The sequence below is a fragment of the Stenotrophomonas sp. LARHCG68 genome, assembly GCF_052871705.1.
This window is the reverse complement of sequence record NZ_JBIXJV010000002.1, coordinates 85,957-109,909: the sequence shown is the minus strand read 5'-3', so window position 1 is coordinate 109,909 and position 23,953 is coordinate 85,957. Positions and strand designations below refer to the sequence as shown.

24 protein-coding genes and 2 riboswitches are annotated in these 23,953 nt (G+C 68.1%); of the genes, 10 read left to right on the top strand and 14 right to left on the bottom strand.

Translation table 11 applies throughout. The features are described from left to right. Nucleotides 1-176: 176 nt before the first annotated feature. The 3 genes from ACIPR8_RS07905 to trxC form a co-directional block, all read right to left on the bottom strand. The gene (locus ACIPR8_RS07905; protein ID WP_446540687.1) at nucleotides 177-1,082 is read right to left on the bottom strand and encodes a LysR family transcriptional regulator; all 906 of its coding nucleotides are present in this window, start codon (nucleotides 1,080-1,082) and stop codon (nucleotides 177-179) included. Nucleotides 1,083-1,377: 295 nt separating this feature from the next. Further along, nucleotides 1,378-1,755 carry a YkvA family protein gene (locus tag ACIPR8_RS07900; protein ID WP_446540686.1) on the bottom strand — a complete coding sequence of 126 codons (378 nt, stop codon included), beginning with the start codon at nucleotides 1,753-1,755 and terminating at the stop codon, nucleotides 1,378-1,380. Between the two features lie 18 nt (nucleotides 1,756-1,773). After that, on the bottom strand, nucleotides 1,774-2,214 hold the full coding sequence (gene trxC / locus ACIPR8_RS07895; protein ID WP_446540685.1) for a thioredoxin TrxC: 441 nt from the start codon (nucleotides 2,212-2,214) through the stop codon (nucleotides 1,774-1,776). Nucleotides 2,215-2,570: 356 nt separating this feature from the next. Between trxC and ACIPR8_RS07890 the strand changes: the two genes are divergently transcribed. From ACIPR8_RS07890 to ACIPR8_RS07875, 4 genes are all read left to right on the top strand, one after another. Beyond that, nucleotides 2,571-3,644 carry a 3-deoxy-7-phosphoheptulonate synthase gene (locus ACIPR8_RS07890; RefSeq protein WP_446540684.1) on the top strand — a complete coding sequence of 358 codons (1,074 nt, stop codon included), beginning with the start codon at nucleotides 2,571-2,573 and terminating at the stop codon, nucleotides 3,642-3,644. A gap of 154 nt (nucleotides 3,645-3,798) precedes the next feature. Beyond that, a complete protein-coding gene (locus tag ACIPR8_RS07885) occupies nucleotides 3,799-4,242 on the top strand; it encodes a hypothetical protein (protein WP_192286783.1) in 444 nt (147 codons plus the stop codon). Between the two features lie 18 nt (nucleotides 4,243-4,260). Then, nucleotides 4,261-4,521, top strand: coding sequence for a GIY-YIG nuclease family protein (locus ACIPR8_RS07880; RefSeq protein WP_132863412.1), 261 nt, complete (start codon nucleotides 4,261-4,263; stop codon nucleotides 4,519-4,521). Nucleotides 4,522-4,643: 122 nt separating this feature from the next. Continuing rightward, a complete protein-coding gene (locus ACIPR8_RS07875) occupies nucleotides 4,644-4,982 on the top strand; it encodes a YegP family protein (RefSeq protein WP_132863414.1) in 339 nt (112 codons plus the stop codon). 148 nt (nucleotides 4,983-5,130) lie between these two features. Here ACIPR8_RS07875 and ACIPR8_RS07870 read toward each other — a convergent pair whose 3' ends face one another. Then, the gene (locus tag ACIPR8_RS07870; RefSeq protein WP_446540683.1) at nucleotides 5,131-5,748 is read right to left on the bottom strand and encodes a trimeric intracellular cation channel family protein; all 618 of its coding nucleotides are present in this window, start codon (nucleotides 5,746-5,748) and stop codon (nucleotides 5,131-5,133) included. A gap of 88 nt (nucleotides 5,749-5,836) precedes the next feature. Further along, nucleotides 5,837-5,941, bottom strand: a riboswitch (glycine riboswitch). A 13-nt stretch (nucleotides 5,942-5,954) separates the two neighbouring features. Further along, a riboswitch (glycine riboswitch) is annotated at nucleotides 5,955-6,044 on the bottom strand. Between the two features lie 148 nt (nucleotides 6,045-6,192). Beyond that, entirely contained in the window at nucleotides 6,193-7,707 is a 1,515-nt protein-coding gene (locus ACIPR8_RS07865; protein ID WP_132863417.1) for an acetyl-CoA hydrolase/transferase family protein, read from the bottom strand. A 283-nt stretch (nucleotides 7,708-7,990) separates the two neighbouring features. Here ACIPR8_RS07865 and glnE point away from each other — a divergent pair, with 283 nt between their 5' ends. Next, a complete protein-coding gene (gene glnE / locus ACIPR8_RS07860; RefSeq protein WP_446540682.1) occupies nucleotides 7,991-10,813 on the top strand; it encodes a bifunctional [glutamate--ammonia ligase]-adenylyl-L-tyrosine phosphorylase/[glutamate--ammonia-ligase] adenylyltransferase in 2,823 nt (940 codons plus the stop codon). Nucleotides 10,814-10,840: 27 nt separating this feature from the next. Here glnE and ACIPR8_RS07855 read toward each other — a convergent pair whose 3' ends face one another. The 5 genes from ACIPR8_RS07855 to ACIPR8_RS07835 form a co-directional block, all read right to left on the bottom strand. Next, nucleotides 10,841-11,395, bottom strand: a complete 555-nt coding sequence (locus tag ACIPR8_RS07855; protein WP_132863419.1) for a queuosine precursor transporter — start codon at nucleotides 11,393-11,395, stop codon at nucleotides 10,841-10,843. A 376-nt stretch (nucleotides 11,396-11,771) separates the two neighbouring features. Then, nucleotides 11,772-12,287 (bottom strand): hypothetical protein, encoded by a 516-nt coding sequence (locus ACIPR8_RS07850; RefSeq protein WP_132863420.1) that lies wholly within the window; start codon nucleotides 12,285-12,287, stop codon nucleotides 11,772-11,774. Nucleotides 12,288-12,318: 31 nt separating this feature from the next. Beyond that, the gene (locus tag ACIPR8_RS07845) at nucleotides 12,319-12,852 is read right to left on the bottom strand and encodes a hypothetical protein (protein ID WP_446540681.1); all 534 of its coding nucleotides are present in this window, start codon (nucleotides 12,850-12,852) and stop codon (nucleotides 12,319-12,321) included. Next, a complete protein-coding gene (locus tag ACIPR8_RS07840) occupies nucleotides 12,849-13,718 on the bottom strand; it encodes a DUF2145 domain-containing protein (RefSeq protein WP_313252870.1) in 870 nt (289 codons plus the stop codon). The genes ACIPR8_RS07845 and ACIPR8_RS07840 overlap by 4 nt, the downstream gene beginning before the upstream one ends. A 119-nt stretch (nucleotides 13,719-13,837) precedes the next feature. Continuing rightward, nucleotides 13,838-14,806 (bottom strand): mitochondrial fission ELM1 family protein, encoded by a 969-nt coding sequence (locus ACIPR8_RS07835; protein ID WP_446540680.1) that lies wholly within the window; start codon nucleotides 14,804-14,806, stop codon nucleotides 13,838-13,840. A gap of 131 nt (nucleotides 14,807-14,937) precedes the next feature. Here ACIPR8_RS07835 and ACIPR8_RS07830 point away from each other — a divergent pair, with 131 nt between their 5' ends. Together ACIPR8_RS07830 and ACIPR8_RS07825 are read left to right on the top strand one after the other, a co-directional pair. Continuing rightward, nucleotides 14,938-15,528: a malonic semialdehyde reductase gene (locus ACIPR8_RS07830; protein ID WP_132863426.1), complete on the top strand. Its 591-nt coding sequence runs from the start codon at nucleotides 14,938-14,940 to the stop codon at nucleotides 15,526-15,528. A gap of 90 nt (nucleotides 15,529-15,618) precedes the next feature. Further along, on the top strand, nucleotides 15,619-16,329 hold the full coding sequence (locus ACIPR8_RS07825) for a YceI family protein (protein ID WP_446540679.1): 711 nt from the start codon (nucleotides 15,619-15,621) through the stop codon (nucleotides 16,327-16,329). 134 nt (nucleotides 16,330-16,463) lie between these two features. On the opposite strand, the gene ACIPR8_RS07820 is transcribed toward ACIPR8_RS07825, so the two are convergent. Together ACIPR8_RS07820 and ACIPR8_RS07815 are read right to left on the bottom strand one after the other, a co-directional pair. Then, nucleotides 16,464-16,778: a hypothetical protein gene (locus ACIPR8_RS07820; RefSeq protein ID WP_446540678.1), complete on the bottom strand. Its 315-nt coding sequence runs from the start codon at nucleotides 16,776-16,778 to the stop codon at nucleotides 16,464-16,466. 83 nt (nucleotides 16,779-16,861) lie between these two features. Beyond that, complete coding sequence (locus tag ACIPR8_RS07815; protein ID WP_132863431.1) at nucleotides 16,862-17,173, bottom strand: I78 family peptidase inhibitor; 312 nt, start codon at nucleotides 17,171-17,173, stop codon at nucleotides 16,862-16,864. A gap of 264 nt (nucleotides 17,174-17,437) precedes the next feature. Between ACIPR8_RS07815 and ACIPR8_RS07810 the strand changes: the two genes are divergently transcribed. Both ACIPR8_RS07810 and ACIPR8_RS07805 read left to right on the top strand, forming a co-directional pair. After that, nucleotides 17,438-18,499, top strand: coding sequence for a linear amide C-N hydrolase (locus ACIPR8_RS07810; RefSeq protein WP_132863432.1), 1,062 nt, complete (start codon nucleotides 17,438-17,440; stop codon nucleotides 18,497-18,499). Nucleotides 18,500-18,541: 42 nt separating this feature from the next. Continuing rightward, on the top strand, nucleotides 18,542-19,324 hold the full coding sequence (locus ACIPR8_RS07805) for a hypothetical protein (protein ID WP_446540677.1): 783 nt from the start codon (nucleotides 18,542-18,544) through the stop codon (nucleotides 19,322-19,324). 140 nt (nucleotides 19,325-19,464) lie between these two features. Here the strand turns inward: ACIPR8_RS07805 and ACIPR8_RS07800 are convergent, their stop codons facing one another. Together ACIPR8_RS07800 and ACIPR8_RS07795 are read right to left on the bottom strand one after the other, a co-directional pair. Further along, a complete protein-coding gene (locus tag ACIPR8_RS07800) occupies nucleotides 19,465-20,256 on the bottom strand; it encodes a siderophore-interacting protein (RefSeq protein ID WP_446540676.1) in 792 nt (263 codons plus the stop codon). 83 nt (nucleotides 20,257-20,339) lie between these two features. Then, nucleotides 20,340-20,834: a PadR family transcriptional regulator gene (locus ACIPR8_RS07795; RefSeq protein WP_132863436.1), complete on the bottom strand. Its 495-nt coding sequence runs from the start codon at nucleotides 20,832-20,834 to the stop codon at nucleotides 20,340-20,342. Between the two features lie 407 nt (nucleotides 20,835-21,241). Between ACIPR8_RS07795 and aceE the strand changes: the two genes are divergently transcribed. Next, a complete protein-coding gene (gene aceE / locus ACIPR8_RS07790; protein WP_446540675.1) occupies nucleotides 21,242-23,929 on the top strand; it encodes a pyruvate dehydrogenase (acetyl-transferring), homodimeric type in 2,688 nt (895 codons plus the stop codon). The last annotated feature ends 24 nt before the right edge of the window (nucleotides 23,930-23,953 follow it).

The following is a 23,953-nucleotide window of genomic DNA, read 5'->3' as shown; positions in this document are numbered from 1 at the left end:
TGAAGCTGTTCACGCATCTGGGCGGCGTGCGCCCGGCCCGTTGTTCGGACGTGTCCGTGCAGGACGTGAACAGGTTCAAGAAGACGCGGCATGCAATGCACTATCGGAACCGGCGGGGGACGCGTCCAATACGAAAAGCATGGCCATCCAGACGTGTTTGCTCTTGCCCGCGGCGCTCAGCCGGCATCGGCGATGCCCTCGAACGCCGATGCCGTGCGCCAGCACAGTTCCGTGGCCGGATGGGGAGTGCCGCGGCGGCGCGCCAGCCGCAGCAGCACCGGGCGCTGGTCGATCAACGGCCGTGCGCAGAGCTGTTCCTGCAACTGCGCGGGGGGACGGCGGATGAAGTTCAGGCCCAGCGCCCGGTTGGCCAGGATGTGCTCCAGCCACAGGTCGCTCATCATTTCGTGGTCCACGCGCAACACCGCGCCGGCGCGTTTGGGACCGTTGAACAACTGGTCGTACAGCGGTGGGTTCAGGGCACGCTCGAAGACCAGCACCGTCCTGCCGTGCAGGTCGCGGTCGCTGACCGCGTCGAGCGATGCCAGTGGGTCGTCCCGTCGGCACAGCAGTTCGCAGCTGGACTGGGCCACGACGCGGTACTCCAGTGCCGGATCGATCACCTCGCCAACGACGAACGCCATGTCCAGCTTCTCGTCGGCCACCTTCTCGACCAGCTCCGGGCTCCAGCCGACCACGGTCTCGATGCGCAGCCGTGGATGGATCTGCGCGAAACGTTCCAGCAGCACCACGCGTTCGGCGAACAGGTGCGAATACGGTGGCAGCCCGATCCGCAGCAACGGCCACTCCTGCTGCCGGCGCAGCAGCAGCGCGCCGGCGTTGAACGCATCCAGTGCCTGCATCACCGCCCGTGCCGGCGCGAGCAGCGCGGCCCCCTGTTCGCTCAACGCGACGCGCCGGCTGTCGCGGATGAACAGCTCGAAGCCCAATTGTCGTTCGAGCTTGCGGATCTGCGCGGACAGCCATGGCTGGGCAACGTGCAGGGCGTCGGCCGCGCGGGTGAAGGACAGCGCGTCGGCCACGGCGACGAACATCTGGAGCAACCGGGATTCGGTACGCATGCGCGTGGCGGAGTGGCGATGGGGCAGTCCAGTATGGGGAGTCGCCCGGCAGCTGTAATGCGCGGCATCGCCAACCACGCGTGGCCCGCATTCCTGCGTGGTTTCCACCGTTCTGTTTCGGGACAACGGGGTTACAGTCGCCATTGTTCCGTCAGGAAACAACGCCACACCAACGGCCTTGCCACGGTGTACTGCGGCAACAGCCGGACGCCAACGACCGTGATCGGCTCGAACGATGAACGCATGGCATCGCCTGGGTCAGGTTGCTACGCGCGAACGTACGTCCAGGCAGGAATCAGGCCGGCATCGACCGCCAGAGCCATGCCCCCAGCGCCGTCAGCGATGCGACCCAGACGACCACGATGATGACGGCCATGGCGCGGCTGACCGGCCGTGTCGCCGCGGCCGCAGCCCGTTGCCGGGCATCGTCGAGGACTTCTGCCGGCACCCGGCGCAGCACCAGCAGCAGACCGAGCGGCACGATCACCAGGTCGTCGAGATAGCCCAGGAGCGGGATGAAGTCCGGGATGAGGTCGATCGGGCTCAGTGCGTACGCTGCGATCCCGAGGGCGAGCAGGCGCAGCGGCCACGGCGTGCGCGGGTCGCGCGCCACGAAGTAGACGACCAGCGTCTGTCGCTTCAGCTCCCTGGCCCATTGGCGCAGACCTGCCATGTGTGCTCGATGCCGTCGTCAGCGAACGGCCCACTGCACGATCTGGCTGGCCGACATCGCGCCGGACTGGCGCGCGATCTCGCGCCCGCCCTGCAGCAGCACCATGGTCGGGATGCTGCGGATGGCAAAGCGCGCGGCCAGCGCCGGCTGCGCTTCGGTGTCGACCTTGGCCAGCCGCATGTGTGGTTCCAGCTGTGCGGCAGCCTTGGCGAACTCCGGTGCCATCTGCCGGCAGGGGCCACACCATGCCGCCCAGAAGTCGATCAGCAACGGGATCTGCGAGCGCTGCGCATGTGCCTGGAAGCCTGCCTCGTCCAGGGCGATCGGCACGGCGGTGAACAGGGCCTGGTGGCAGCGGCCGCACGCAGGCGACTGCGCCAGCCGCGTGCCCGGCACGCGGTTGATGGCATTGCAGTGCGGGCAGGCGATCTGCAGCAGGTCGGGGCTCGGGGTGCTCATCGGCATGTGGGACAGGAGTGGACTGCGCTGCAGTATGTGGCCACCGGGGTGAAGCGCGGGCGACCGGGGGCGGCCCACGACGGCGCTGGATGAACGAAACCACTGCCGCGTCCGTTGCGGCTGTAACTGTCGCATTGCACAAAAAAGCGTGTTATCAATGCATCCCATGAACGCAGCCCGCGCCAGCTTTTACTTTTGGTATTACTTTCCGAAGCCGCTGGCGGAGGAAGGACTGCGCTCACCCTGAAGAAACCTTCAGACGCATTCCCGAAAAGCCGCCAGCGAACCTGGCGGCTTTTTTCATGCTGCCAGCGCTGGGGCCACACCCTTCACGATCTGGATTGGAGACCCCCGCAATGCCCCCCCACACCGACGACCTGCGCATCCGCAAACTTGAACCGCTGACCCCGCCGGCCCAGCTGCTGTCGCTGCTGCCCTGCGACGAGGAGGCCTCGCAGACCGTGGCCGATGCCCGCGCCGCGCTGCACCGCATCCTGCATGGCGAGGATGATCGCCTGGCGGTGGTGGTCGGCCCGTGCTCCATCCACGACCCGGTCGCGGCGATGGAGTACGCCCAGCGCCTGCGCCCGCTGCGCGATGCGCTCGGCGGCGAGCTGGAGATCGTCATGCGCGTGTACTTCGAGAAGCCGCGTACCACGGTGGGCTGGAAGGGCCTGATCAACGACCCGGACCTGGACGGCAGCTTCAACATCAACAAGGGCCTGCGCGTGGCGCGCGGCCTGCTGCGCGACATCAACCGCCTCGGCCTGCCGGCCGGCGTGGAGTTCCTGGACGTGATCTCGCCGCAGTACATCGCCGACCTGGTGGCCTGGGGCGCGATCGGCGCGCGCACCACCGAAAGCCAGGTGCACCGCGAGCTGGCTTCCGGGCTGTCGTGCCCGGTGGGCTTCAAGAACGGCACCACCGGTGACGTGAAGATCGCCGCCGACGCGGTCGGCGCGGCCTCGCACCCGCACCACTTCCTGTCGGTGACCAAGGAGGGCGGCACCGCCATCGTGGCCACCCAGGGCAACCCGGACTGCCACGTGATCCTGCGTGGCGGCAAGACGCCCAACTACGACGCGGCCAGCGTGCAGGCGGCCAGCGAGGTGCTGGGCAAGTCGCAGCTGCCGGCGCGGCTGATGATCGATGCCAGCCACGCCAACAGCAGCAAGAAGCCGGAGAACCAGCCGCGCGTGATCGAGGACATCGCCGGCCAGCTGGAGGGCGGTGAGCAGCGCATCGTCGGGGTGATGATCGAGAGCCACCTGGTGGCCGGCCGCCAGGAGCTGGTCCAGGGCCAACCGCTGGTCTACGGGCAGAGCATCACCGACGGCTGCATCGACTGGGACAGCACCGTGCAGGTGCTTGAGCGGCTGGCCGAGGCCGTGCGTGGGCGCCGCCAGGCACAGCTGGAAGCGGCCGCCTGACTGGGCCAAGCGTGACAGCCACACTGGCACGCACCGGCCAGTCCAAGTAATTTACGCGGCGGGAGGCGCAACGCCTCCCGCCTGCTGTGGTCTCAGGGGAGAGCGCCTCACGCGGCAGGAAGCCTAGAAATCACCGCTTATGGAGAAGGAAGTGATGCGTATCCGTACGTGCAGTATGGTGCTGGCAATGATGCTGGTGCCGACCGTGGCGATGGCCAAGAGGGAAGTCGTGGATTCGGGCAGTGGCTGCCTGCAGAACCTGGCGGTGAGCGGTGGCTTCACCACCGGCAAGCAGTTCCTGGCCTCCACCGACCACGAAGGCATCAGCTACCCCGAGGCTTTCCGCAAGACGGTGGCCGCGATCGAGGCCGAGGGGCTGGTGGGTGTCTCGCCGAACGAGCAGACCGGCTACATCGCCGCCGAGCAGACGGTGCGCGGTGGCGGTGGCTCCACCGTGCCGCTGCGCACCACCGTGCGCCGCCAGAACGACGGCACCATCCGCGTCGAGGTGCGTTTCAGCATCAAGGGCGGCCAGCTGACCTCCAACAAGGCGGTGGGTGAAGGCCTGTGCAAGATCGCCGACGCGGCGAGCCTGTAACAGCGGGCGGGAGCGCGCGTGGGTAACGGTGCCTGGTTCCTGTACCTGCTGGAATGCCGCGATGGCAGCTACTACGCGGGTATCAGCACCGATGTACAGGCGCGCTTCCAGGCCCATCTGGCCGGCAAGGGCGCGCGTTACACGCGCGCGCACCCGCCGCTGCGGGTACTGGGCATGCGCCCGTACGCCGACCGTGCCGCCGCCTCGCGCGCGGAATGGCAGATCAAGCAGCTCCCCCGCCAGCACAAGCTGGCGTGGCTGGAGCGGGCCGGGGATTGAGGTAGAGTCTGGCTTGCAGCCGCCGTTCCGGGCGGCGCCAACGCCCGGGCAGCCGGGCACCACAGCCACGCATGCGGCTGTCCAGCGGCATGTCGGCATCGTCCTCAAGCGGAGGGTTCGTGATGGCAGGTTGGTACGAGTTGGAGAAGAGCAAGGACGGGCAGTTCTACTTCGTGCTCAAGGCAGGCAACGCCGAGGTGATCCTCACCAGCGAGCGCTACACCACGCGCGCGTCGGCCGAGAACGGCATCGCCTCGGTGCAGAAGAACAGCCCCGATGAAGCGCATTACGAGCGCAAGACCAGCAGCGATGGTCGACACCATTTCAATCTCAAGGCCGCCAACCACCAGGTGATCGGCAGCAGCCAGCTGTACGCATCGCAGGCCGCGCGCGAAGCCGGCATCACCAGCGTCAAGGGCAATGGGCCGAGCACGACGGTGAAGGACAAGACAGCGGGGTAGTTGGGTTTTGCCCTCACCCCAACCCCTCTCCCGCGTGCGGGAGAGGGGCTTTGAAACTGCAGTTGCGCCGATCACTTCAAACCGTCGTGAACCTGGCCCCTCTCCCGCACGCGGGAGAGGGGTTGGGGTGAGGGCAAAACCAGCCAGCTCAATGCACCTCATCCTGGTAGACGAACTTGGGCATCTCCCAGCGGTAGCGGATGGCCAGCAGGCGCAGTGCGAAACCGCCCAGCAGGCAGCACACGATCGCGGTGTCGTCGGCCACCTGCCAGTGCAGCAACAGCAGGTAGGCCGCACCGGTGAGCAGCGAGATGATCGCGTACAGCTCCTTCTGGAAGATCAGCGGCACCTCGTTGCAGAGGATGTCGCGCAGCACGCCGCCGAACGCGCCGGTCAGCATCCCGGCGATCAGCACGATCTGCGGCGCATGCCCGGCCTCGCGCGCGATGGCGCAGCCGATCAGGGTGAAGGCGATCAGGCCCAGCCCGTCCAGCACCAGGAAGGTGCTGCGGAAGTGGTGCATCCAGCGCGCCAGCCAGGTGGCGACCAGCGCCGCGCAGACGGTGAAGCCCAGGTACTCGGGGTGCTTCACCCAGCCCAGCGGGTAGTGGCCAAGCAGGATGTCGCGCAGCGAGCCACCGCCCAGGGCGGTGACGCAGGCGATCATGACCACGCCGAACAGGTCCATGCGGCGCCGGCCGGCGGCCAGCGCGCCGGTCATGGCTTCGGCGGAAATGGCGATCAGGTAGATGAGGGAGAGCAGCATGCTGTGGGTTCCAGGCAGAGCGGTGGGGCCGGCCACGCGCCTGCCGCCACCCTTGCCTGGGCAAGGATGGGACTGCGTTGACCGGTGCCGCTCCCGCTGTCCCTTGTGCCTGAGAGTTCAGCGGCGATGGCCGCGTGCCCCTTCGGCGGATCGCGCGGACGGTGTCCGGCGACCTCTCTCCAGCTCGGCGTGTCGGATGCATGGTTGGTGGGATTCCAGCCCACCGGCCTGAGCGATCATGGGAGCCTGCGCCTTCGGCGGGCGCCAGCGTGGCGCCTCTCTCCTGCATCCGTGGGTCAGTGTAACTGTTGCGTTGCAGCATGAACTGGCCGGATCTGGCAGCCCGCGCCTGTCGGTGCCAGCGCTCCCACATGAAAACAGCCGGCGGCGGGGCCGTCGGCTGCTTCGGTGCTGCGACTGCATGCCCGCTGCCGCGGGCCCTGCTCAGGCCTTCATGCTGCCCGTGTCGATGTAGCGCTGGTGCCAGGACAGCGCTTCGGGCAGCAGGTGCGGGGTGTGCTTGCCGTAGCTGTCGCGGCAGGCGCGGTCGAAGTAGTCGTTGAGCTGGTCGCGGTAGCCCGGGTGCGCGCAGTTGTCGATCACCTGGCGGGCGCGGGCGCGCGGCGGCAGGCCGCGCAGGTCGGCCAGGCCCTGCTCGGTGACGATGATCGAGACGTCGTGCTCGGTGTGGTCGACGTGGCTGACCATCGGCACGATCGCCGAGATGCTGCCGCCCTTGGCCATCGAGGGGCTCAGGAAGGTGGACAGGAAGCCGTTGCGGGTGAAGTCGCCCGAACCGCCGATGCCGTTCATGATGCGGCTGCCCATGACGTGGGTGGAGTTCACGTTGCCGTAGATGTCCACCTCGATCATGCCGTTCATGCCGATGCAGCCCAGCCGGCGCACCAGCTCCGGGTGGTTCGACATTTCCTGCGTGCGCATGATGATGCGGTCGCGGTAGAACCGGATGTTGCGCTTGAACTCCTCGTTCGCCTCCGGGCTCAGCGCGAAGCCGGTGCACGAGGCGTACTCGAGCACGCCGGACTTGAGCAGGTCCAGCATGCCGTCCTGGATCACCTCGGTGAACGCACTGAGCCCGCGCAGGCCACTGTCGGCCAGGCCGGCCAGCACGGCGTTGGGGATGTTGCCCACGCCGGACTGCAGCGGCAGCAGGTTGTGCGGCAGGCGGCCCTTGGCCACTTCGTGCTTGAGGAACTCGATCAGGTGGCCGGCGATCAGGCGGCTGTCCTCGTCGATCGGCTTGAACGGGCTGTTGCGGTCCGGACCATTGGTGCGCACCACCGCCACGATCTTGTCCGGGTCCACGTCCAGCGTGGTCTGGCCGATGCGGTCGTTGGCGTGGATCAGCGGGATCGGCTTGCGGTGCGGCGGCAGCGCGGTGCCGTAGTAGATGTCGTGCATGCCCTCGATGTCGGCGGGCTGCCACTCGTTGACCTCGATGATCACCTTCTTGGCCAGGTCCAGCCAGGTCTTGTTGTTGCCGACCGAGGTGGACGGCACCAACGCACCATCGGCGCGGATGGCCGAGACCTCGACCACGGCGGTGTCGATCTCGCCGTAGAAACCGAACCACACGTGCTGGGCGACGTGCGAGAGGTGGATGTCGATGTAGTCCAGCTTGCCGTCGTTGATGCGCTTGCGGGCATCGGGGTCGGTCTGGAACGGCATGCGCATGGCGATGCCGTCGGCCTTGGCCAGCGCGCCGTCCAGTTCGGGCGCGGTGGAGGCACCGGTCATCAGCTTGATCTGGAACGGCAGGCCTTGCGCATGCACGTCCTCGATGCGCTTGGCCAGCGCCATCGGCACCGCCTTGGGGTAGCCCGAACCGGTGAAGCCGCTCATGGCGACGGTTTCGCCCGGCTGGATCAGCGCCGCGGCTTGTTCGGCGGAGACGATGCGGTCGCGCAGGCGCGCGTCCAGGATGCGTTCGACAGACATGACGACTACGGGTTGTTGTGGGGACCGTCGATTATCGCCCTTCCCGCAGGGCTGGGGGGTTCTACCTTGGTGGGATGGTTTTTGTGGCGCGCAGGCTCTTGTACCGCCAAGTACTGTTTTGCACTGCAGCGTGCAAGTTGCTTCGGCAGGCCGCACGATCGCCCTGCATCCCGACGTGGGGGAGGGAGCAAAGCCCGCTGACAGTTCGCTGTCAGCGGGCTTTTTTAATGGCCGATCGCCGCAGATGGCGACCGCTGGCATGCGCAGATGCCAGAATCGGCGGATGGAAAATTCCCCCGCCGTAGTTCCTGAATACGTTGCCCCGGTGATTGACCGGGCCCTGGCCCGCCTCAAGCTGGCGTTGCCGGACCCGGCGCGCTGGCCGCCGTCGCAGGACGTCGAGGCGGGGCTGCGCCGACTGGCCATCGCCAGCGACTTCGCCATCGACACGCTGTGTCGGCAGCCGGAGCTGCTGGAGCGGCTGGCCGCCCCCGATCCGGCCCCGGTCCCGTTGCCCGGACTGGACCCGCTGCAGCCCACCGCCTGGCCCACCCAGCTGCGCCGCTACCGCGCGGCGGCCTCCACCCGATTGATCTGGCGCGACCTGCAGGGGCTGGATGACGTGGACGCCACCCTGGCCGGGGCCACCCGGCTGGCCGAGGACTGCCTGCAGCTGGCGCTGGCCGCGCTGGAGCAGGAATTCGCCAGCCGCCACGGCTTGGTGCGCAGCGCCGACGGTGGCGTGCAGCGGTTGGTGGTGTTCGGGCTGGGCAAGCTCGGCGGCGGTGAGCTGAATTTCTCCTCCGACATCGACCTGGTCTACGCCTACCCGGAAGGCGGCGAGTCCGACGGCGCGCGTCCGCTGGCGGCCGAGGAGTACTTCGCGCGGTTGGGCCAACGCCTGGCCCGGCTGCTGGATGAAACCACCGCCGAAGGCTTCTGCCACCGCGTCGACCTGCGCCTGCGCCCATTCGGCACCGCCGGGCGGGTGGCCTTGTCGTTCGCCGGCATGGACCAGTACTTCCAGCGCGAGGGCCGCGACTGGGAGCGCTATGCCTGGATCAAGGCGCGCGCGGTGGCCGGTGACATCGCCGCCGGCGAGGCCTGGCTGGAAACGCTGCGGCCGTTCGTCTACCGCCGCTACCTGGATTTCACCGCGCTCGATGGCCTGCGCGAGATGAAGGCGGCCATCACCGCCGAGGTCGCGCGCAAGGACCGCGTGGACGACATCAAGCGCGGCCCCGGTGGCATCCGCGAGATCGAGTTCCTGGCCCAGGCGCTGCAGTTGATCCGCGGCGGCCGCGAGGCGGCGCTGCGCGAGCGGCGCTTGCTGCCGGCACTGCGCGCGCTGATGGATGCCGGGCAGATGGCCGAGCAGGATGGCCAGGACCTGATCAGCGCCTACCGTTTCCTGCGGCGCGTGGAAAACCGCCTGCAGATGCTGCGCGATGCGCAGACCCACAGCCTGCCGACCGACCCGCTGGACCGCGAGCGCATCGCGCTGGGCCTGGACTACGCCAACTGGGAGGCGCTGCTGCAGGCGCTGGATGCGCAGCGCCAGCGCGTGGGCACCGAGTTCGGCGCGTTGCTGGCCCCGCGGCAAGGCCAGGCCGCGCCCGATGCGCTGGCCAGCTACTGGCGCGTGCTGCCCGGTGGCGGCAGCGCCGAGGTGCTGGCCGAGGCCGGTTTCGCCGATGCGGCCGGTGCCGACCAGTCGCTGCGTGAGTTCGCCCAGTCGCTGGGCGTGAAGTCGCTCTCGGACAACGCCCGCGCGCGGCTGGACCGGGTGCTGCCGGCGCTGCTGCATGCGGCCACCCGCTCCCCGCAGCCGGACGCCGCGCTGCGGCGCGTGCTCGGGCTGCTGCAGTCGATCCTGCGCCGCACCAGCTATCTGGCACTGCTGGACGAACAGCCCAGCGCGCTGACCCGCCTGGTCAACGTGCTGGCGCGCAGCGCGCTGTTGTCCGAACGGTTGGTGGCGTTCCCGCTGTTGCTGGACGAACTGCTGGACACGCGCGTGGCCGGGCCGATGCCCGGTGCGCAGGAAATGCAGGACGCCTGTTCGGCCGCGCTGGCCATCGACGACCCGGAAGCGGCGCTGCGCGCGCTCAATGAAGTGCGCCTGGCGCTGAGCTTCCGCATGGCACTGGCCTTCCACGATGGCCGCCAGCGTGCGGTGGACTGCACGTTGCAGTTGGCGCAGCTGGCCGATGCCGTGGTGGTCACCGTGCTGGAGATGGCGCGCGCGGACATGCGCCATGCACACGGTGAGGTGCCGGGCGGGCGCTTCGCGATCATCGGCTACGGCAGCCTGGGCGGCGAGGAGCTGGGCTTCGGCTCGGACCTGGACCTGGTGTTCCTGTATGACCATCCGGCCGAGGCCGAGGAGAGCGATGGCAAGCGACCGCTGGAAAGTGGCCGCTGGTTCGCACGCCTGGCGCAGAAGGTGATGGCGCTGCTGTCGGCGGTGACCGCCGCCGGGCGCCTGTACGACATCGATGTGCGGCTGCGCCCGGACGGTGGCAAGGGTGCGCTGGTGTCTTCGCTGGCCAGCTACACCGAGTACCAGCGCGAGCGTGCCTGGACCTGGGAACACCAGGCGCTGGTACGCGCGCGCGGGGTTGCCGGCACCGGGTCGTTGCTGGCCGATTTCGAACAGGTGCGCGACGCCACGCTGGGCCGGGCGCGCGACGCGGAAACCCTGTTCGGCGACGTGATGAAGATGCGCGGCCGCATGCGCGCCGAACTGGACCGCAGCGATGCCGGACGGCTGGACCTGAAGCAGGGTGCGGGCGGGCTGGTCGACCTGGAGTTCGTGCTGCAGACCGGTGTGCTGTCGCAGGCCGCGGTGCATCACGCGCTGTGCGGGCCCCGCCAGACGCCACGCCTGATCACCGCCCTGGCCGGCGTCGGTTGGCTGCAGGAAGACACCGCGGCGGCACTGCACGATGCGCATGCAACGCTGCTGGACGTGGGGCTGGGCTGCACGTTGGACCGGCGCCCGCGCATGGCGGTGCCGACGGCGGAGATCCAGGCCGCCTGTGCGGCGATCACCGCCGCGGCGGTGGGCAAGGGCCTGGTATTCCCGGGCGGCGCCGGGGAGTGAGGCACGCCGGCGGCGGGGCGCCTGGGGTTACTGCTTCACCGGTGCCATCTTCCACAGCAGGGCACGGAACGGCGCCAGCAGGCACAGGCCGATGCCGAGCTTGACCAGCCAGTCGCCGACCGCCCAGCTGACCCAGGGCAGCTGCGAACCGGCGAAGGCGATCGACCAGAAGATGGCCGTGTCCAACGTGGCGCTGCAGGTGGTGGCCACCATCGGTGCGCGCCACCAGTTGCCCACGCGCAGGCGGTCGAACACGGTGATGTCCAGCAGCTGCGCGCAGATGAAGGCCAGGCACGAGGCCACCGCGATGCGCGGGGTGGCGATCCAGACCGACAGCACCACCGCCACCGCGAAACCGGCCCAGGCCACGCGGCGCGCGGCCTGCGGGCCGAAGCGGCGGTTGATCAGGTTGCTGACCAGGAACGCGACCGGGTAGCTGAAGGCACCCCAGGTCAACCAGTCATTGATCGGGTACTGCACCAGCACATTCGAGCCCAGCACCACGGCGCCCATCGCCAGCACTGCCAGCAGCAGCGAGGTGGGGGTGAGCGGGGCGAAGCGGATGGACGGATGTGGGGACATGGGCACTACGGGCAGCACCGTGAGGCGCCGCATCGACAAGGGATAAGGGGGCAGCCGCGCCCGGACGGGCAGCAAGGCAGGCGCGCATTGTACCCGTAGGTTGCTGGCCGCCATGTAAAGGCGGCCCAGACTTCGTCGCCAGGGGATGCGCACAAAGCCCCTCTCCCGCCTGCGGGAGAGGGGTTGGGGTGAGGGCAGCTCGAGCAGGGGGCCGCCGGGGGTCAAACCGCACCCCTCCCCAACCCTCCCCTCCGCCTATGGCGCAAGGGAGGGGGCCAAAGCGGCTTTTGCCGCAATCTGAAAGACCATGCGGAACCGCCCCCTCCCTTGCGCCGCAGGCGGAGGGGAGGGCCGGGGAGGGGTAAGCCTTCCCCCGTCAAAGCACCTGCGTGCGGCTGTCGTCGGAGGCTTCGACGGTCGGCACGAAGGTCAGCACCGCGCCGTCCTCGGCGCGCAGCATCCAGCCGGCGCCCTGCGGGCTGGGCGTGAAGGCGACCCGTTGGCCGACGTTGAAGTTGGCGGCCGGGTTGTCCTCGCGCTGCGGCCAATGCAGTTGCGCGGTGTTCTCCGCGTTGCTCGGGTCTTCCAGCGCGACGGTGCGGCCGCCATCGGCTGCTTCGGTGATCGACTTCACCTGCATGTCCGGCAGCGGGCCGGCGGTCAGGCGTCGTGCCTGGCGGTCATTGCGTGCCCGGGTGGACGACTCGCCGGCCTTGCCGCTCACGCCGGCGGCCAGGAACAACGGCGCCGACACCAGCATCGAGGCGCCCGCAGACACCACCAGCGTGCTGATCTCGGACTTGTTCATGCCTTCGCCGGCGCGTGCCGGCGCCACCGCCAGCAGGCAGGTCACGGCGACACTGGCGACAAACAGGGTAAGCGGGGTCTTCATGGGAATTCCTGGGGAAAGAGAAACGACGGGTTCACAACATGCGGGTGCGGCTTTCATCCACCGCCTCGATGCTCGGCACGAACGCCAGCGCCGTGCCCTCGGTATCGCGCAGCATCCAGCCAGCGCCCTGCGGGCTGGGCTGGAAGGCGATCATCGCCCCCACGCGGAAGCCGGCCGCGGGGTCGTCCTCGCGCTTGGGCCATTCCAGCGTGGCGCGGTTCTCTGGATTGCCGGGGTCTTCCAGCGCCACCCGGCGGCCGCCATCGGCCGCGGTCTCGATCGACTTGACCTCCAGGTCCGGCAGGTGCCCGGCGCTGAGGCGGCGCTTCTCCCCGCGGCGCTCGCTTGATGCCTTGGACATGTCGGCCGCGCCGCGCACGCCGGCGGCCGACAGGAACATCGGCCCGGACACCACCATCACCGCGCTGAAGCCGGCCACCAGCACCGAGCCCTGCGAGCCGTTGAGGTTCAGCCCGTCCATGCCCGCCTGTGCGGGGGTGCTGGCCAGGCTCAGGCCAGCGACGACGGCGAAGGCGAGCGCGCTGCTGCGGATCAGGTGCTTCATGGGGAGGACGCCTGTCGTGGGGACGCCGTGCCGGTCACCGCCGGCACCGGGGTCTGGTGGGGGATGGACAACTCGCGTTCCAGCGCGCCGCTGCGGTGCAGGAAGTCGAACACCGACTCCACCGTCACCACCGAATAGTTGCCGGAGATGCGTTCGCTGGCCGGATGGTCGGTGACGGCCACGTTGTCGGCGAAGAACCGCGCACCCAGGCGCTTGCCGATGCCGATGTGCATGCGGCTGGGCGTGTAGCCACGTTGCTTGAGCCAATCCAGGGTGCGCTTGCGGTCGTCCAGCACGGTGCCGTCGCCGGACTGTGCCATCGCCGCGGCGGTGACCTCCAGGATCCATTGGTTGGAATTCTGGTACTCGGTGCTGCCGGGGTAGGCCAGCATGCTGTAGCGCGGCTCATGCAGCGCACGGGCCTGCGGCGCCGCGCCGGCCAGCAGCGCCTTCAATGCGCCGCGCACCGCCGGCGTCGGGACGCCCACGCGCAGGTCGGTGGTGATCGAGCTTTCGCCGACCAGGTTGACCAGCCCTTCGCGGTACAGGTCGGAGTGGTCGGTCTTGCAGCGGTTGAGCAGGTGCACCACGTCCCAGCTGCCCTGGTCATTGCGGACCAGGAAGGCCAGGTGGCTGTGGCGCAGGCCGTACTTGCTCAGGTCCTGGCCGCCACGCGCGGCCAGCACCACGTCCACGTCGGGCAGGGCATCGAGCGTGTCCGCGGTGACCGCGGCCATGTCGAACATCGCCGCGATGGTGGTGGGCGGCGGATAGCGCGGTGCGCAGGCCTGCTGGGCAAAGGCCGGTGCGGTGAGGGCGGACAACCCGATGCAGGCGGTCAGCAGGCGTGTTCTGCGATGTTTCATTGGCGCGCATCCTTGCATGGCATTCGAAAAGGAATCGTTAGTTCAGGGGCGGCCGGGCACGGCCGCCTTGCGTTCGCGGGGACCGTGGTACCGGGCCACGTGCGGTGGGGCATGGCCGGTTACAGGCCCAGCCGTGCGCGGACTTCGGCCGCGATCCGTGCCGTCTCCCGCAATGGCTCGACCTCCTGCGCGGGCGGATCAAGCACTGCCAGGCCGTCCAGCAACCGCCCGCGTTCGCGCAGCGCGGCCTGGAAGTGCGCCATCCGCCCCTGCGCGCGCTGTCCCAGCAGCACGCCTGCCGGCACCCGCGTGGCGCAGGCCTCGGACAGCAGGTTCACCGAGTCCGGCGTGCACACGATGCGGTCGGCCCAGCCCAGCAGCCCCGCATAGGGATTGGAACCATCGCCGCCATCGCTCCAGATCACCCCGGGCACGTCGTCGAAGGCACGCAGCAGGGCCTGCGTGGTCGCCCGCGGGGTGCGCCGCGAGGTGGTCGCCAGCACGCTGCCGCCGTCGGCGCGGATGCGCGCGGCCAGTTGCGCGAACAGCGGCTGCAGGTCGGCGTCCTGCCACGGCGCATGGTCGGTGGGGCCACCGACGAGCAGCGCGGTGCGCGGGCCGGGCAGTTGTTCGAAGCTGGAGAACGCCGCGCGGCCCCAGGCCAGCCAGTCGTCGTTGACCGGGTTGAGGCTGCCCAGCAGGGTGAGCACGTTGTCGCCGCGCAGGCGGTCATGCTCGGGCACCACCACCAGGTCCCAGTGGCGCGCGCCGATGCGCGGGTCCAGGATCTGCACGGTGCGGGTGCCGCGGCGGCCCAGCAGCCGCAGCGCCGCCGCGGCCTGGCGGCCACAGCCGATGGCCAGCCCCGGCGGGTTGCCGGCCAGCTCGGCGAAAGTCGGGCCAAAGCCGTGCGCGGCGCCGGGCAGCAGCCGTGGCGACAGCCAGCGCCAGGGCGCCTGCGGCTGCAATGCCAGCCGTTGTTGGCCGCCCAGGCGCAGCGTCGATGCCAACGCCACGGCCTGGCGCACGTTGCCGGCGCGGCCGTCGGTGATCGTCCAGGGAAGCGTCGATCGTTTCGCGTATGGCATTAATTCGTTTCAGTAAGTCTGGGTGTTGCAACAGTCGGGGCGTTCTACACTGCGTCCTTGCATCGACGTTGCCATTGTCCGGGGCTTTCCGGCGCAATGCACGACCGTAGCCCTTTCACCACGGAGTTTCCATGTCCGACATCTTCAACGATGCCGCGCTTGACCAGCTGTTCCGCACCGCCCGTACCCAGAACGCCTTCCAGGACCGCCCGGTCGAGGATAGCCAGCTGCGTGCCCTGTACGACCTGCTGAAGTGGGCGCCGACCTCGGCCAATTCGAGCCCGGCACGCTTCGTGTTCGTGAAGTCCGCCGAGGCCAAGCAGAAGCTGGCGCCGGCCCTGTCCGAAGGCAACCTGGCCAAGACCCTGGCCGCGCCGGTCACGGCGATCATCGGTTTCGACCAGGATTTCCACGAGAAGCTGCCGTACCTGTTCCCGCACGCCGACGCCAAGTCCTGGTTCGACGGCCCGCGCGAAGGCCGCCACGAGGCGGCGTTCCGCAACGGCACCCTGCAGGGTGCCTATCTGATCCTGGCCGCCCGCACGCTGGGCCTGGATGCCGGCCCGATGTCCGGCTTCGACCCGGCCAAGGTGGACGAAGCGTTCTTCGCCGGCACTGCCATCAAGTCCAATTTCCTCGTCAACCTGGGCTATGGCGACCCGTCCGGCGTGTTCCCGCGCCTGCCGCGGCTGTCCTTCGACGAAGCCGCGCGCATCGAGTAAGTGTTGCACCGGCCGCGTCCCTCACATCGGGCAACGCCGGGTATGTTGAAACTGCCTGCATTCCCCATTCCCGTCCTCAAGGAGAGTTCCATGTCCAACCTGTCCAAGCTGTTGCTCCCGCTGGCGCTGGCCGCCGCCATCACCGCCTGCTCCAAGCCGGCCGACCAGGCTGCCGCTCCGGCCGCCACCCCGGCTGAAACCGCTGCGCCGGCCGAAGCCGCCGCCGCTGCCCCGGCTGCGCCGGAAGCGGCCGCCATCCAGGTTGCCGCCGGCACCTACAAGCTCGACCCGACCCACACCGACGTGCTGGTGCAGTGGAACCACCTGGGCTTCTCCAACCCGACCGCGCACTTCGGCAACGCCGACGGCACCCTGGTGTACGACGCCGCCGACGTGACCAAGTCGACCGTGGAAGTGACCCTGCCGCTGTCGGGCCTGAACAGCTTCACCGCCAAGTTCGACGAGCACCTGCGCAGCGCCGATTTCTTCGACGCCGCCAAGTTCCCGACCGCCACCTTCAAGAGCACCAAGGTGGAAGCGGCCGGCACCAACAAGCTGACCGTCACCGGTGACCTGACCGTCAAGGGCGTGACCAAGCCGGTCGTGCTGGACGTGACCGTCAACGGTGCCGGCGAGCACCCGATGGCCAATGTGCCGGCCGTCGGCTTCGACGCCACCGCCACCCTGAAGCGCAGCGATTTCGGCATGGGTGCCTACGTGCCGAACGTCGGCGACGAGATCAAGGTGCGCATCACCACCGAAGCGCTGATCCCGAAGGCTGAAGAAGCCAAGGCCGAGTAATCGGCGCCGGCCCTGGCCGGCATGCGACATGACAAAGGCCCGCCAGCAATGGCGGGCCTTTGTTCTGGATGGGAGCAGCGTTGTCCTCCTCCCTTTGCCGCAGGCAAGGCGAGGGCCGGGGAGGGGTAACGCGCTTACTCGCAGCGCACCGCGGTGATCACATTCCCCGCATCCACGTACACCCGCAGGCGGTCCTGGCGGATGTCGCGCGAGACGATGGTGCCCGGGCCGATCGGGTTGACCAGCCCGGCGCCACTTTCCTGCTTCAGGCGGCGGATGGTGGGTTCGTCGTTGGTCTTGCCCACGGCCCACTGCACGCCGGCATCGCTGCAGCGGCCGAAGTCGGTGTCGCGCGCGGCCGACGGGGTGGGCGTGCTCTGGCAGGCACTCAGGCCGGCTGCCAGCACAGCGGCAACCAGCAGCGTACGAAGGGAAGTGGCGCGCTCCATGGGCATTCCAATGGCAACAGGGGCGCTGAGCATAGCAGCGCCATTTTGTACGGATGCCGTCCGGCGCGGCGGCCGGGCGGCGACTACTCGCAGCGCACGGCGGTGATCACGTTCCCGGCGTCCAGGTACACCCGCAGGCGGTCCTGGCGGATGTCGCGCGAGACGATGGTGGTCGGCGTGATCGGGTTGACCAGGCCGGCACCGCTTTCACGCGAAAGCCGGCGCATGGTGGCCTCGTCGCCCGGCTGGCCCACCGCCCATTGCAGGTCGGTCGCGCTGCAGCGGCCATCGCCGGCGATGGTCGGCCCGGGCGTGGTCAGGCAGCCACCCAATGCCGCAGCGAACACAATGGAAGCGGCGGGCAACAACGCCTTGTGGATGCGGAACAGGTTCATGTGTGGACCCGGGAGTCTGCGGCCGGAGGTGGTTGGGCCGAGCATACCAGCCGGCAATGGCCGCACGATTGATCCGAAACAATGTGTGCGTGCGTGAGATTCCCCACCATCCCGAACGACGCCGTTCCTGCGGTTTCAACCTGCACGCAGCAACGGGTTGCGAAGCCGATCACACCCGCGCATGCGGCGCCGCCGGCGCGCAACACATTGATGGCATGATCCGGCGTGCATGCAACGTGCTGTTCAACTTTAGGGGAGTGATCCATGAAGCGCATCAGACGATCCATTGCCGCTGCCTGTGCCACGTTCCTGTGTGGTGCACTGGCCCTTCCGCAGGCCGAAGCCTGCACACGCTTCGTCTATCACGGTGCCAACGGTGAAGTGATCACCGGGCGCTCGATGGACTACAAGATCGACACCGGCACGCACCTGTGGACCTTCCCGCGCGGCATGAAGCGCAGTGGCGAAGCCGGGCCCAACTCGCTGCAGTGGACCTCACGCTACGGCAGCGTCATCGCCAGTGCCTACGACATCTCCACCACTGACGGCATGAACGAAGCCGGGCTGGTCGCCAACCTGTTGTGGCTGGCCGAATCGGAATACCCCGAGCGCACCACCGGCAAGCCGGGCCTGAGCATCGCGGCGTGGACGCAGTACGTGCTGGACAACTTCGGCAGCGTCGACGAAGCGGTGAAGGCGCTCTCGCGCGAGCCCTTCCTGCTGGTCTCCGACAGCCCGCCCGGCGAGCAGCGCATGGCCACCCTGCACCTGTCCATCTCCGATGCCAGCGGCGACAGCGCCATCATCGAGTACATCAAGGGCAAGCAGGTCATCCACCACAGCCGCGACTACCAGGTGATGACCAACTCGCCGATCTTCGAGGAGCAGTTGGCGCTGGAAAGCTACTGGCGGCAGATCGGCGGCACCGTGATGTTGCCCGGCACCAACCGTGCCTCCGATCGCTTCGCGCGTGCGTCGTTCTACGTCAACGCCATTCCCAAGGCCGAGGACCCGGTGGAATCCATCGCCAGCGTGTTCAGCGTGATCCGCAACGTGTCGGTGCCGTACGGCATCACCACGCCGGACCAGCCCAACATCTCCTCCACACGCTGGCGCACCGTGGCCGACCAGAAGCGCCTGCTGTACTTCTTCGAATCGGCACTCACGCCCAACGTGTTCTGGGTGGACATGAAGAAGCTCGACTTCAGCGAGGCCAGCGGCAAGGTACGGCGGCTGGACCTGGGCGAGTTCCAGCGCACCACCTACGCGGGTGAGGCGAATGACCAGTTCAAGGAGACGCCCGCGTTCCGCTTCCTGGGGATCTGAGCGGCGGTGGCCACGGACGTGTTTCGACAAGGAGGGCATGGCATGCGGCATCTGGCCGTTCATCGTTGCATTGCAGTGGTGCTGTTGGCCGCGGGCGCGCTGCCTGCGGTGCAGGCGCAGGAGGCCGCGCAGGACGGCAGCTGGCGTTTCCAGGCCACGCCGTATGTGTGGATGAGTGGCCTGGAAGGCCGGGTGCGGCCGTTCCGCAATGCGCCGGCCGCCGACGTGGACAAGTCGTTCGCGGAGTTGTTCGAGAGCCTGGATGCGGCGGCCTTCGTCACCGCCACCGCGCGGCGCGACCGCTTCGTGCTGCAGGCTGACCTCACCCACGCCTCCACGTCCGACTCGGCCGCACTGCCGATGGGCCTGTCGGCGCGGGCGAAGGTGCGCCAGACCTCGGCCACGCTGACCGCCGGCTATGCCTTCGCCCCGACCGACGCGGCTGGGGTGGACCTGATGGCGGGACTGCGGCATTGGGAGGTCAGCACCGCAGTGGACGTGACCGGCATCGGTTCGGCACGGTCGAAGTTTTCCTTCGTTGACCCGGTCATCGCCGCGCGCTGGCGGCAGGCCGTGGCACCGCGCTGGTCAACGTTGGTGTACGCCGATACCGGCGGTTTCGGCGTGGGATCGGACGCGACCTGGCAGGTGCTGGCGCTGGCCAACTACCAGGCCCGTGACAACCTGTTCCTGTCGATGGGCTACCGCCACTTGAGCGTGGATTACCGCGAGCACGGGCGGCGGCTGGACGTGGACCTGTCCGGCCCGATGCTGGGCCTGACCTTCCTGTTCGGCAAGGGACACGGCGCGGCCGCCTTGCCGTGAGGCAAGGCCACGCATAGCCGTGTCAAGGCTGCACATGACTGCCCCCTCCCTTGCGCCGAAGGCGTAGGGGAGGGCTGGGGAGGGGTGCTTCTGACGAAGCAGCCAAACACGCCGGCCGGAAGGCAACCGCTCTCCACCACTCATTCCGCGTCGTTCGAGTTCGCCTTCCAATAGCCAGCGGCGTGGGTCCAGTCCTTCGGCACCTGCAGGTGGCCTTCGACGAACTTGCGCATCATCCGGGCGCGCTTGGATTCAGTGGCAATCCAGTAGAACGCATCGCCGTCGGGTTGCTCGAAGTCGACCAGCGCGTCCTCCAGCAAGGTGCTGGTGGCCGCATCCACGCCATTGCGCTCGAACCACGACACGGTGACCTGTGCAGCGCTGTGCAACGGCTGGCGGTCGCCTTCTTCCGGGATCTCGATGAACACCTCGGCCACTGCGCCTTCGGGCAGCTCCTCCAGGCGGCGAGCAATGGCGGGCAGGGCGGTTTCGTCGCCAATCAGTACATAGGCGTCGAAATCGTCGGCAATCACGTGCGAGCCACGCGGGCCGGCCACCACCAGTGCATCGCCGGTCTTGGCATGCGCGGCCCACTGTGTGGCCGGGCCGTCGCCGTGCAGCACGAAGTCCAGCACCAGCTCGCCGGCGTCGGCGTCGTACAGGCGCGGGGTGTAATCGCGGGCCGGCGAGGGCAGCTGGCCTTCCGGGTAACGCGGGCCCTGCTCGGTCAACACCGGCAGCACGAACTGGCCTTCGGCGTTGGGGAAGAACAGCTTGACGTGGTCATCCGGCGCGCGGCTGTCGAAGCCTTCCAGCGCGTCGCCTCCCACCACGATGCGCTGCATGTTCGGGGTCAGGCGTTCGCTGCGCAGCACCTGCAGGTGGCGGAAGCGGGGAGTGAAGCGGATCAACTGGGTTTCATGCAAGGACATGGCAGTACCTGGGGTCAATGACGGCGTGGGCCGGGGTGACCTGGCTGGATCGCTCTGGCTGGGTCGTAACGAAGGGGGAGGGCTTACTCGGGCGGGGTATCGCGCACCAGCGCGGTGGCCTCGTCCAGCAGTGCGGTGATGCGTTCGACGTCGGCACCCTGCCAGCGGCCATGGCGCTGCATCATCGAATGGGTGAGTTCGCGCATGGCTTCGCGCACCGACGGCGGCAGGTTGGCCTTGGTGATCACGCGCGCGCTGTGGCGCGCACGCAGCAGCGCGTCGTCCACCTCGCCCTGGCGCAGCTTCAACTGGGCCTGGCCGACGGCGGTGATGTGGTAGCGCTTGCGGCCGCCTTCCTCCTCGGCCTGCACCCAGCGCTGGTTCTCGAAGTCGGCCAGCAGCGGGTACACCGAGCCGGCGCTGGGCGTGTAGACGCGCATGAACATCTCGCTGACCTGCTGGATCAGCTCGTAGCCATGGCGCGGCGCCTGGCCGATCAGCGACAGCAGCAGCAGGCGCAGGTCGCCCCGGCCCAGCGGGCGGGGGGAGGGGCGGCGACGGGGTTCGGTGGCACTCATCGGGTCTTTTCGATATATCGAAACGTTCGAAACGATATATCGAAAACTCCATCTGGGCAACACCCGGCGGCTGCGGGCAGCCAGACAGAGCGTTTCGCCAGCGGGATGCAGCACGCTGGCTGGTAATTGCTGCAATGCAGCATGATCATGCCTGTCACGCCGCTGACCCGCCGCGCTGCCAGCCTGCAGCCGCGTCGCTGCCTTGGTTCTGCCGCAAGGCTCTCCCGGGGTTGTCCCGTGGTGTCCCTGATCCCGCTGCATCGCTGTCGTCATCTGTCTTGCGGACACTGGCTTTTACGCCTCCATACGTATGCGTAGCCCGCTTGGCAAGGGGTCGGGTGCGCTACACTTTGGAGTTCAAAACAACGAACAAGCGCGCGTGTGCGTGCAGCAACTTGGGAGCGCTAATGAACTGGTTGAATGAGGTGCTGAACAACGACCCGAACCCCCTGGAGACCCAGGAGTGGATCGAGTCGTTGAAGGCCGTTATCGATGTCGAGGGCCCCGAGCGCGCGCATCAGTTGCTGGAAGGCATGGTTGAACTGACCCGTCGTTCGGGTGCGTTCCTGCCGTTCTCGCCCACCACCGAATACGTCAACACCATCGAGCCGCAGCTGGAGGCCAAGAGCCCCGGCAACGCCGAGCTGGAATGGCGCATCCGCTCCATCATCCGCTGGAACGCGATGGCCACCGTGGTGCGCGCCAACCGCAAGCCGGGTGACCTGGGCGGCCACATCGCCTCGTTCGCCTCCGGCGCGACGCTGTACGACGTGGGCTTCAACCACTTCTGGCGCGCCCCGAGCGACACCCATCCGGGCGACCTGCTGTTCATCCAGGGCCACAGCGCCCCGGGCATCTACGCGCGCGCGTTCCTGGAAGGCCGCATCGACGAGCAGCAGCTGGACAAGTTCCGCATGGAAGTGGACGGCGGTGGCCTGTCCTCCTACCCGCACCCGTGGCTGATGCCGGACTTCTGGCAGACCCCGACCGTGTCGATGGGCCTGGGCCCGCTGGCCGCCATCTACCAGGCGCAGTTCATGCGCTACCTGGAAAACCGCGGCCTGATCGAGAAGAGCGACCGCAAGGTGTGGTGCTTCATCGGTGACGGCGAGTCGGACGAGCCGGAAACCCTGGGCGCCATCGCCCTGGCCGGCCGCGAAGGCCTGGACAACCTGATCTTCGTGGTCAACTGCAACCTGCAGCGCCTGGACGGCCCGGTGCGCGGCAACGGCAAGATCATCCAGGAACTGGAAGGCGTGTTCCGTGGCGGCGGCTGGAACGTCATCAAGCTGCTGTGGGGCTCGTACTGGGATCCGCTTCTGGCCAAGGACACCAACGGCGTCCTGAAGAAGCTGATGATGGAAACCGTCGACGGCGAATACCAGAATTGCAAGGCCTTCGGCGGCGCGTATACGCGCGAGCATTTCTTCGGCAAGTATCCGGAAACCGCCGCGATGGTGGCCAGCCTGTCCGACGACGACATCTGGCGCCTGAACCGTGGTGGCCACGACCCGCACAAGGTGTACGCCGCCTACCACCAGGCCGTGAACACCAAGGGCATGCCGACCGTGATCCTGGCCAAGACGGTCAAGGGCTACGGCATGGGCAGCGCTGGCGAGGCACTGAACCCCACCCACCAGACCAAGAAGCTGGACGACGAAGCGGTGCGCCACTTCCGCGACCGCTTCAACATCCCGGTCACCGACGAGCAGCTCAAGGACGGCCAGGTGCCGTTCTACCACCCGGGCCCGGACTCGCCGGAAGTGAAGTACCTGCAGGAGCGTCGTGCTTCGCTGGGCGGCTACCTGCCGCAGCGTCGCCAGAAGGCCGACAAGTCCTTCACCGCCCCGAAGCTGGAAACCTACGAGCGCCTGCTCAAGGAATCCGGCGAGCGCACGTACTCCACCACCATGGCCTTCGTGCAGACGCTGAACATCAGTCTGCGTGACAAGGAGCTGGGCCCGCGCCTGGTGCCGATCGTCGCCGACGAGGCACGCACCTTCGGCATGGAAGGCCTGTTCCGCCAGATCGGCATCTACGCCCCGTATGGCCAGAAGTACAAGCCGGTCGACGCCGACCAGCTGATGTACTACCGCGAGGACCAGAGCGGCCAGGTGCTGCAGCAGGGCATCAGCGAGCCGGGCGCGATCGCCTCGTGGATGGCGGCCGGTACCAGCTACTCGGTCAGCAACGTGCCGATGCTGCCGTTCTACATCTACTACTCGATGTTCGGCTTCCAGCGCGTGGGCGACCTGGCCTGGCAGGCGGCGGACATGCGTACCCGCGGCTTCCTGCTCGGCGGCACCGCCGGCCGCACCACGCTCAACGGCGAAGGCCTGCAGCACGAAGACGGCTTCAGCCACATCGTGGCCGGCGGCATCCCGAACGTGCGCAGCTACGACCCGACCTTCGGTTACGAAGTCACTGTGATCCTCCAGCACGGCACCAAGGCCATGATGGAAGACCAGATCGACGAGTACTACTACATCACCCTGATGAACGAGAACTACACCCACCCGGCCATGCCGGAAGGTGCAGCCGAGGGCATCATCAAGGGCATGTACCTGCTCACCGACGCCGGCAAGCCGAAGAAGGGCGAGCTGCGCGTGCAGCTGCTGGGCAGCGGCACCATCCTGCGCGAGGCCATTGCAGCGGCCGAACTGCTGGACAAGGATTTCGGCGTCACTGCCGACATCTGGAGCTGCCCAAGCTTCAACGAACTGCGTCGCGATGGTTTCGACGCCGAGCGTTGGAACCGCCTGCACCCGGAAGCCGAACAGCGCAAGCCGTACGTCACCCAACTGCTGGAAGGCCGCCAAGGCCCGGTCATCGCCGCAACGGATTACGTGCGCGCCTACACCGACCAGATCCGCGCCTTCGTGCCGGGCACCTATTCGGTCCTGGGCACCGACGGCTTCGGCCGCTCGGACACCCGCGCCAACCTGCGTCGTTTCTTCGAGGTTGACCGTTATTACATCGCGCATGCGGCGATTGCCGCGTTGGCGAAGGACGGGAAGATGACGGCCAAGGATGTCGCCCGGGCGATCAAGCAGTATGGGATTGATCCGGAGAAGGCAAATCCTGTTGGGGTTTGATTGTTAGTCATGGAAAGGGGGTAG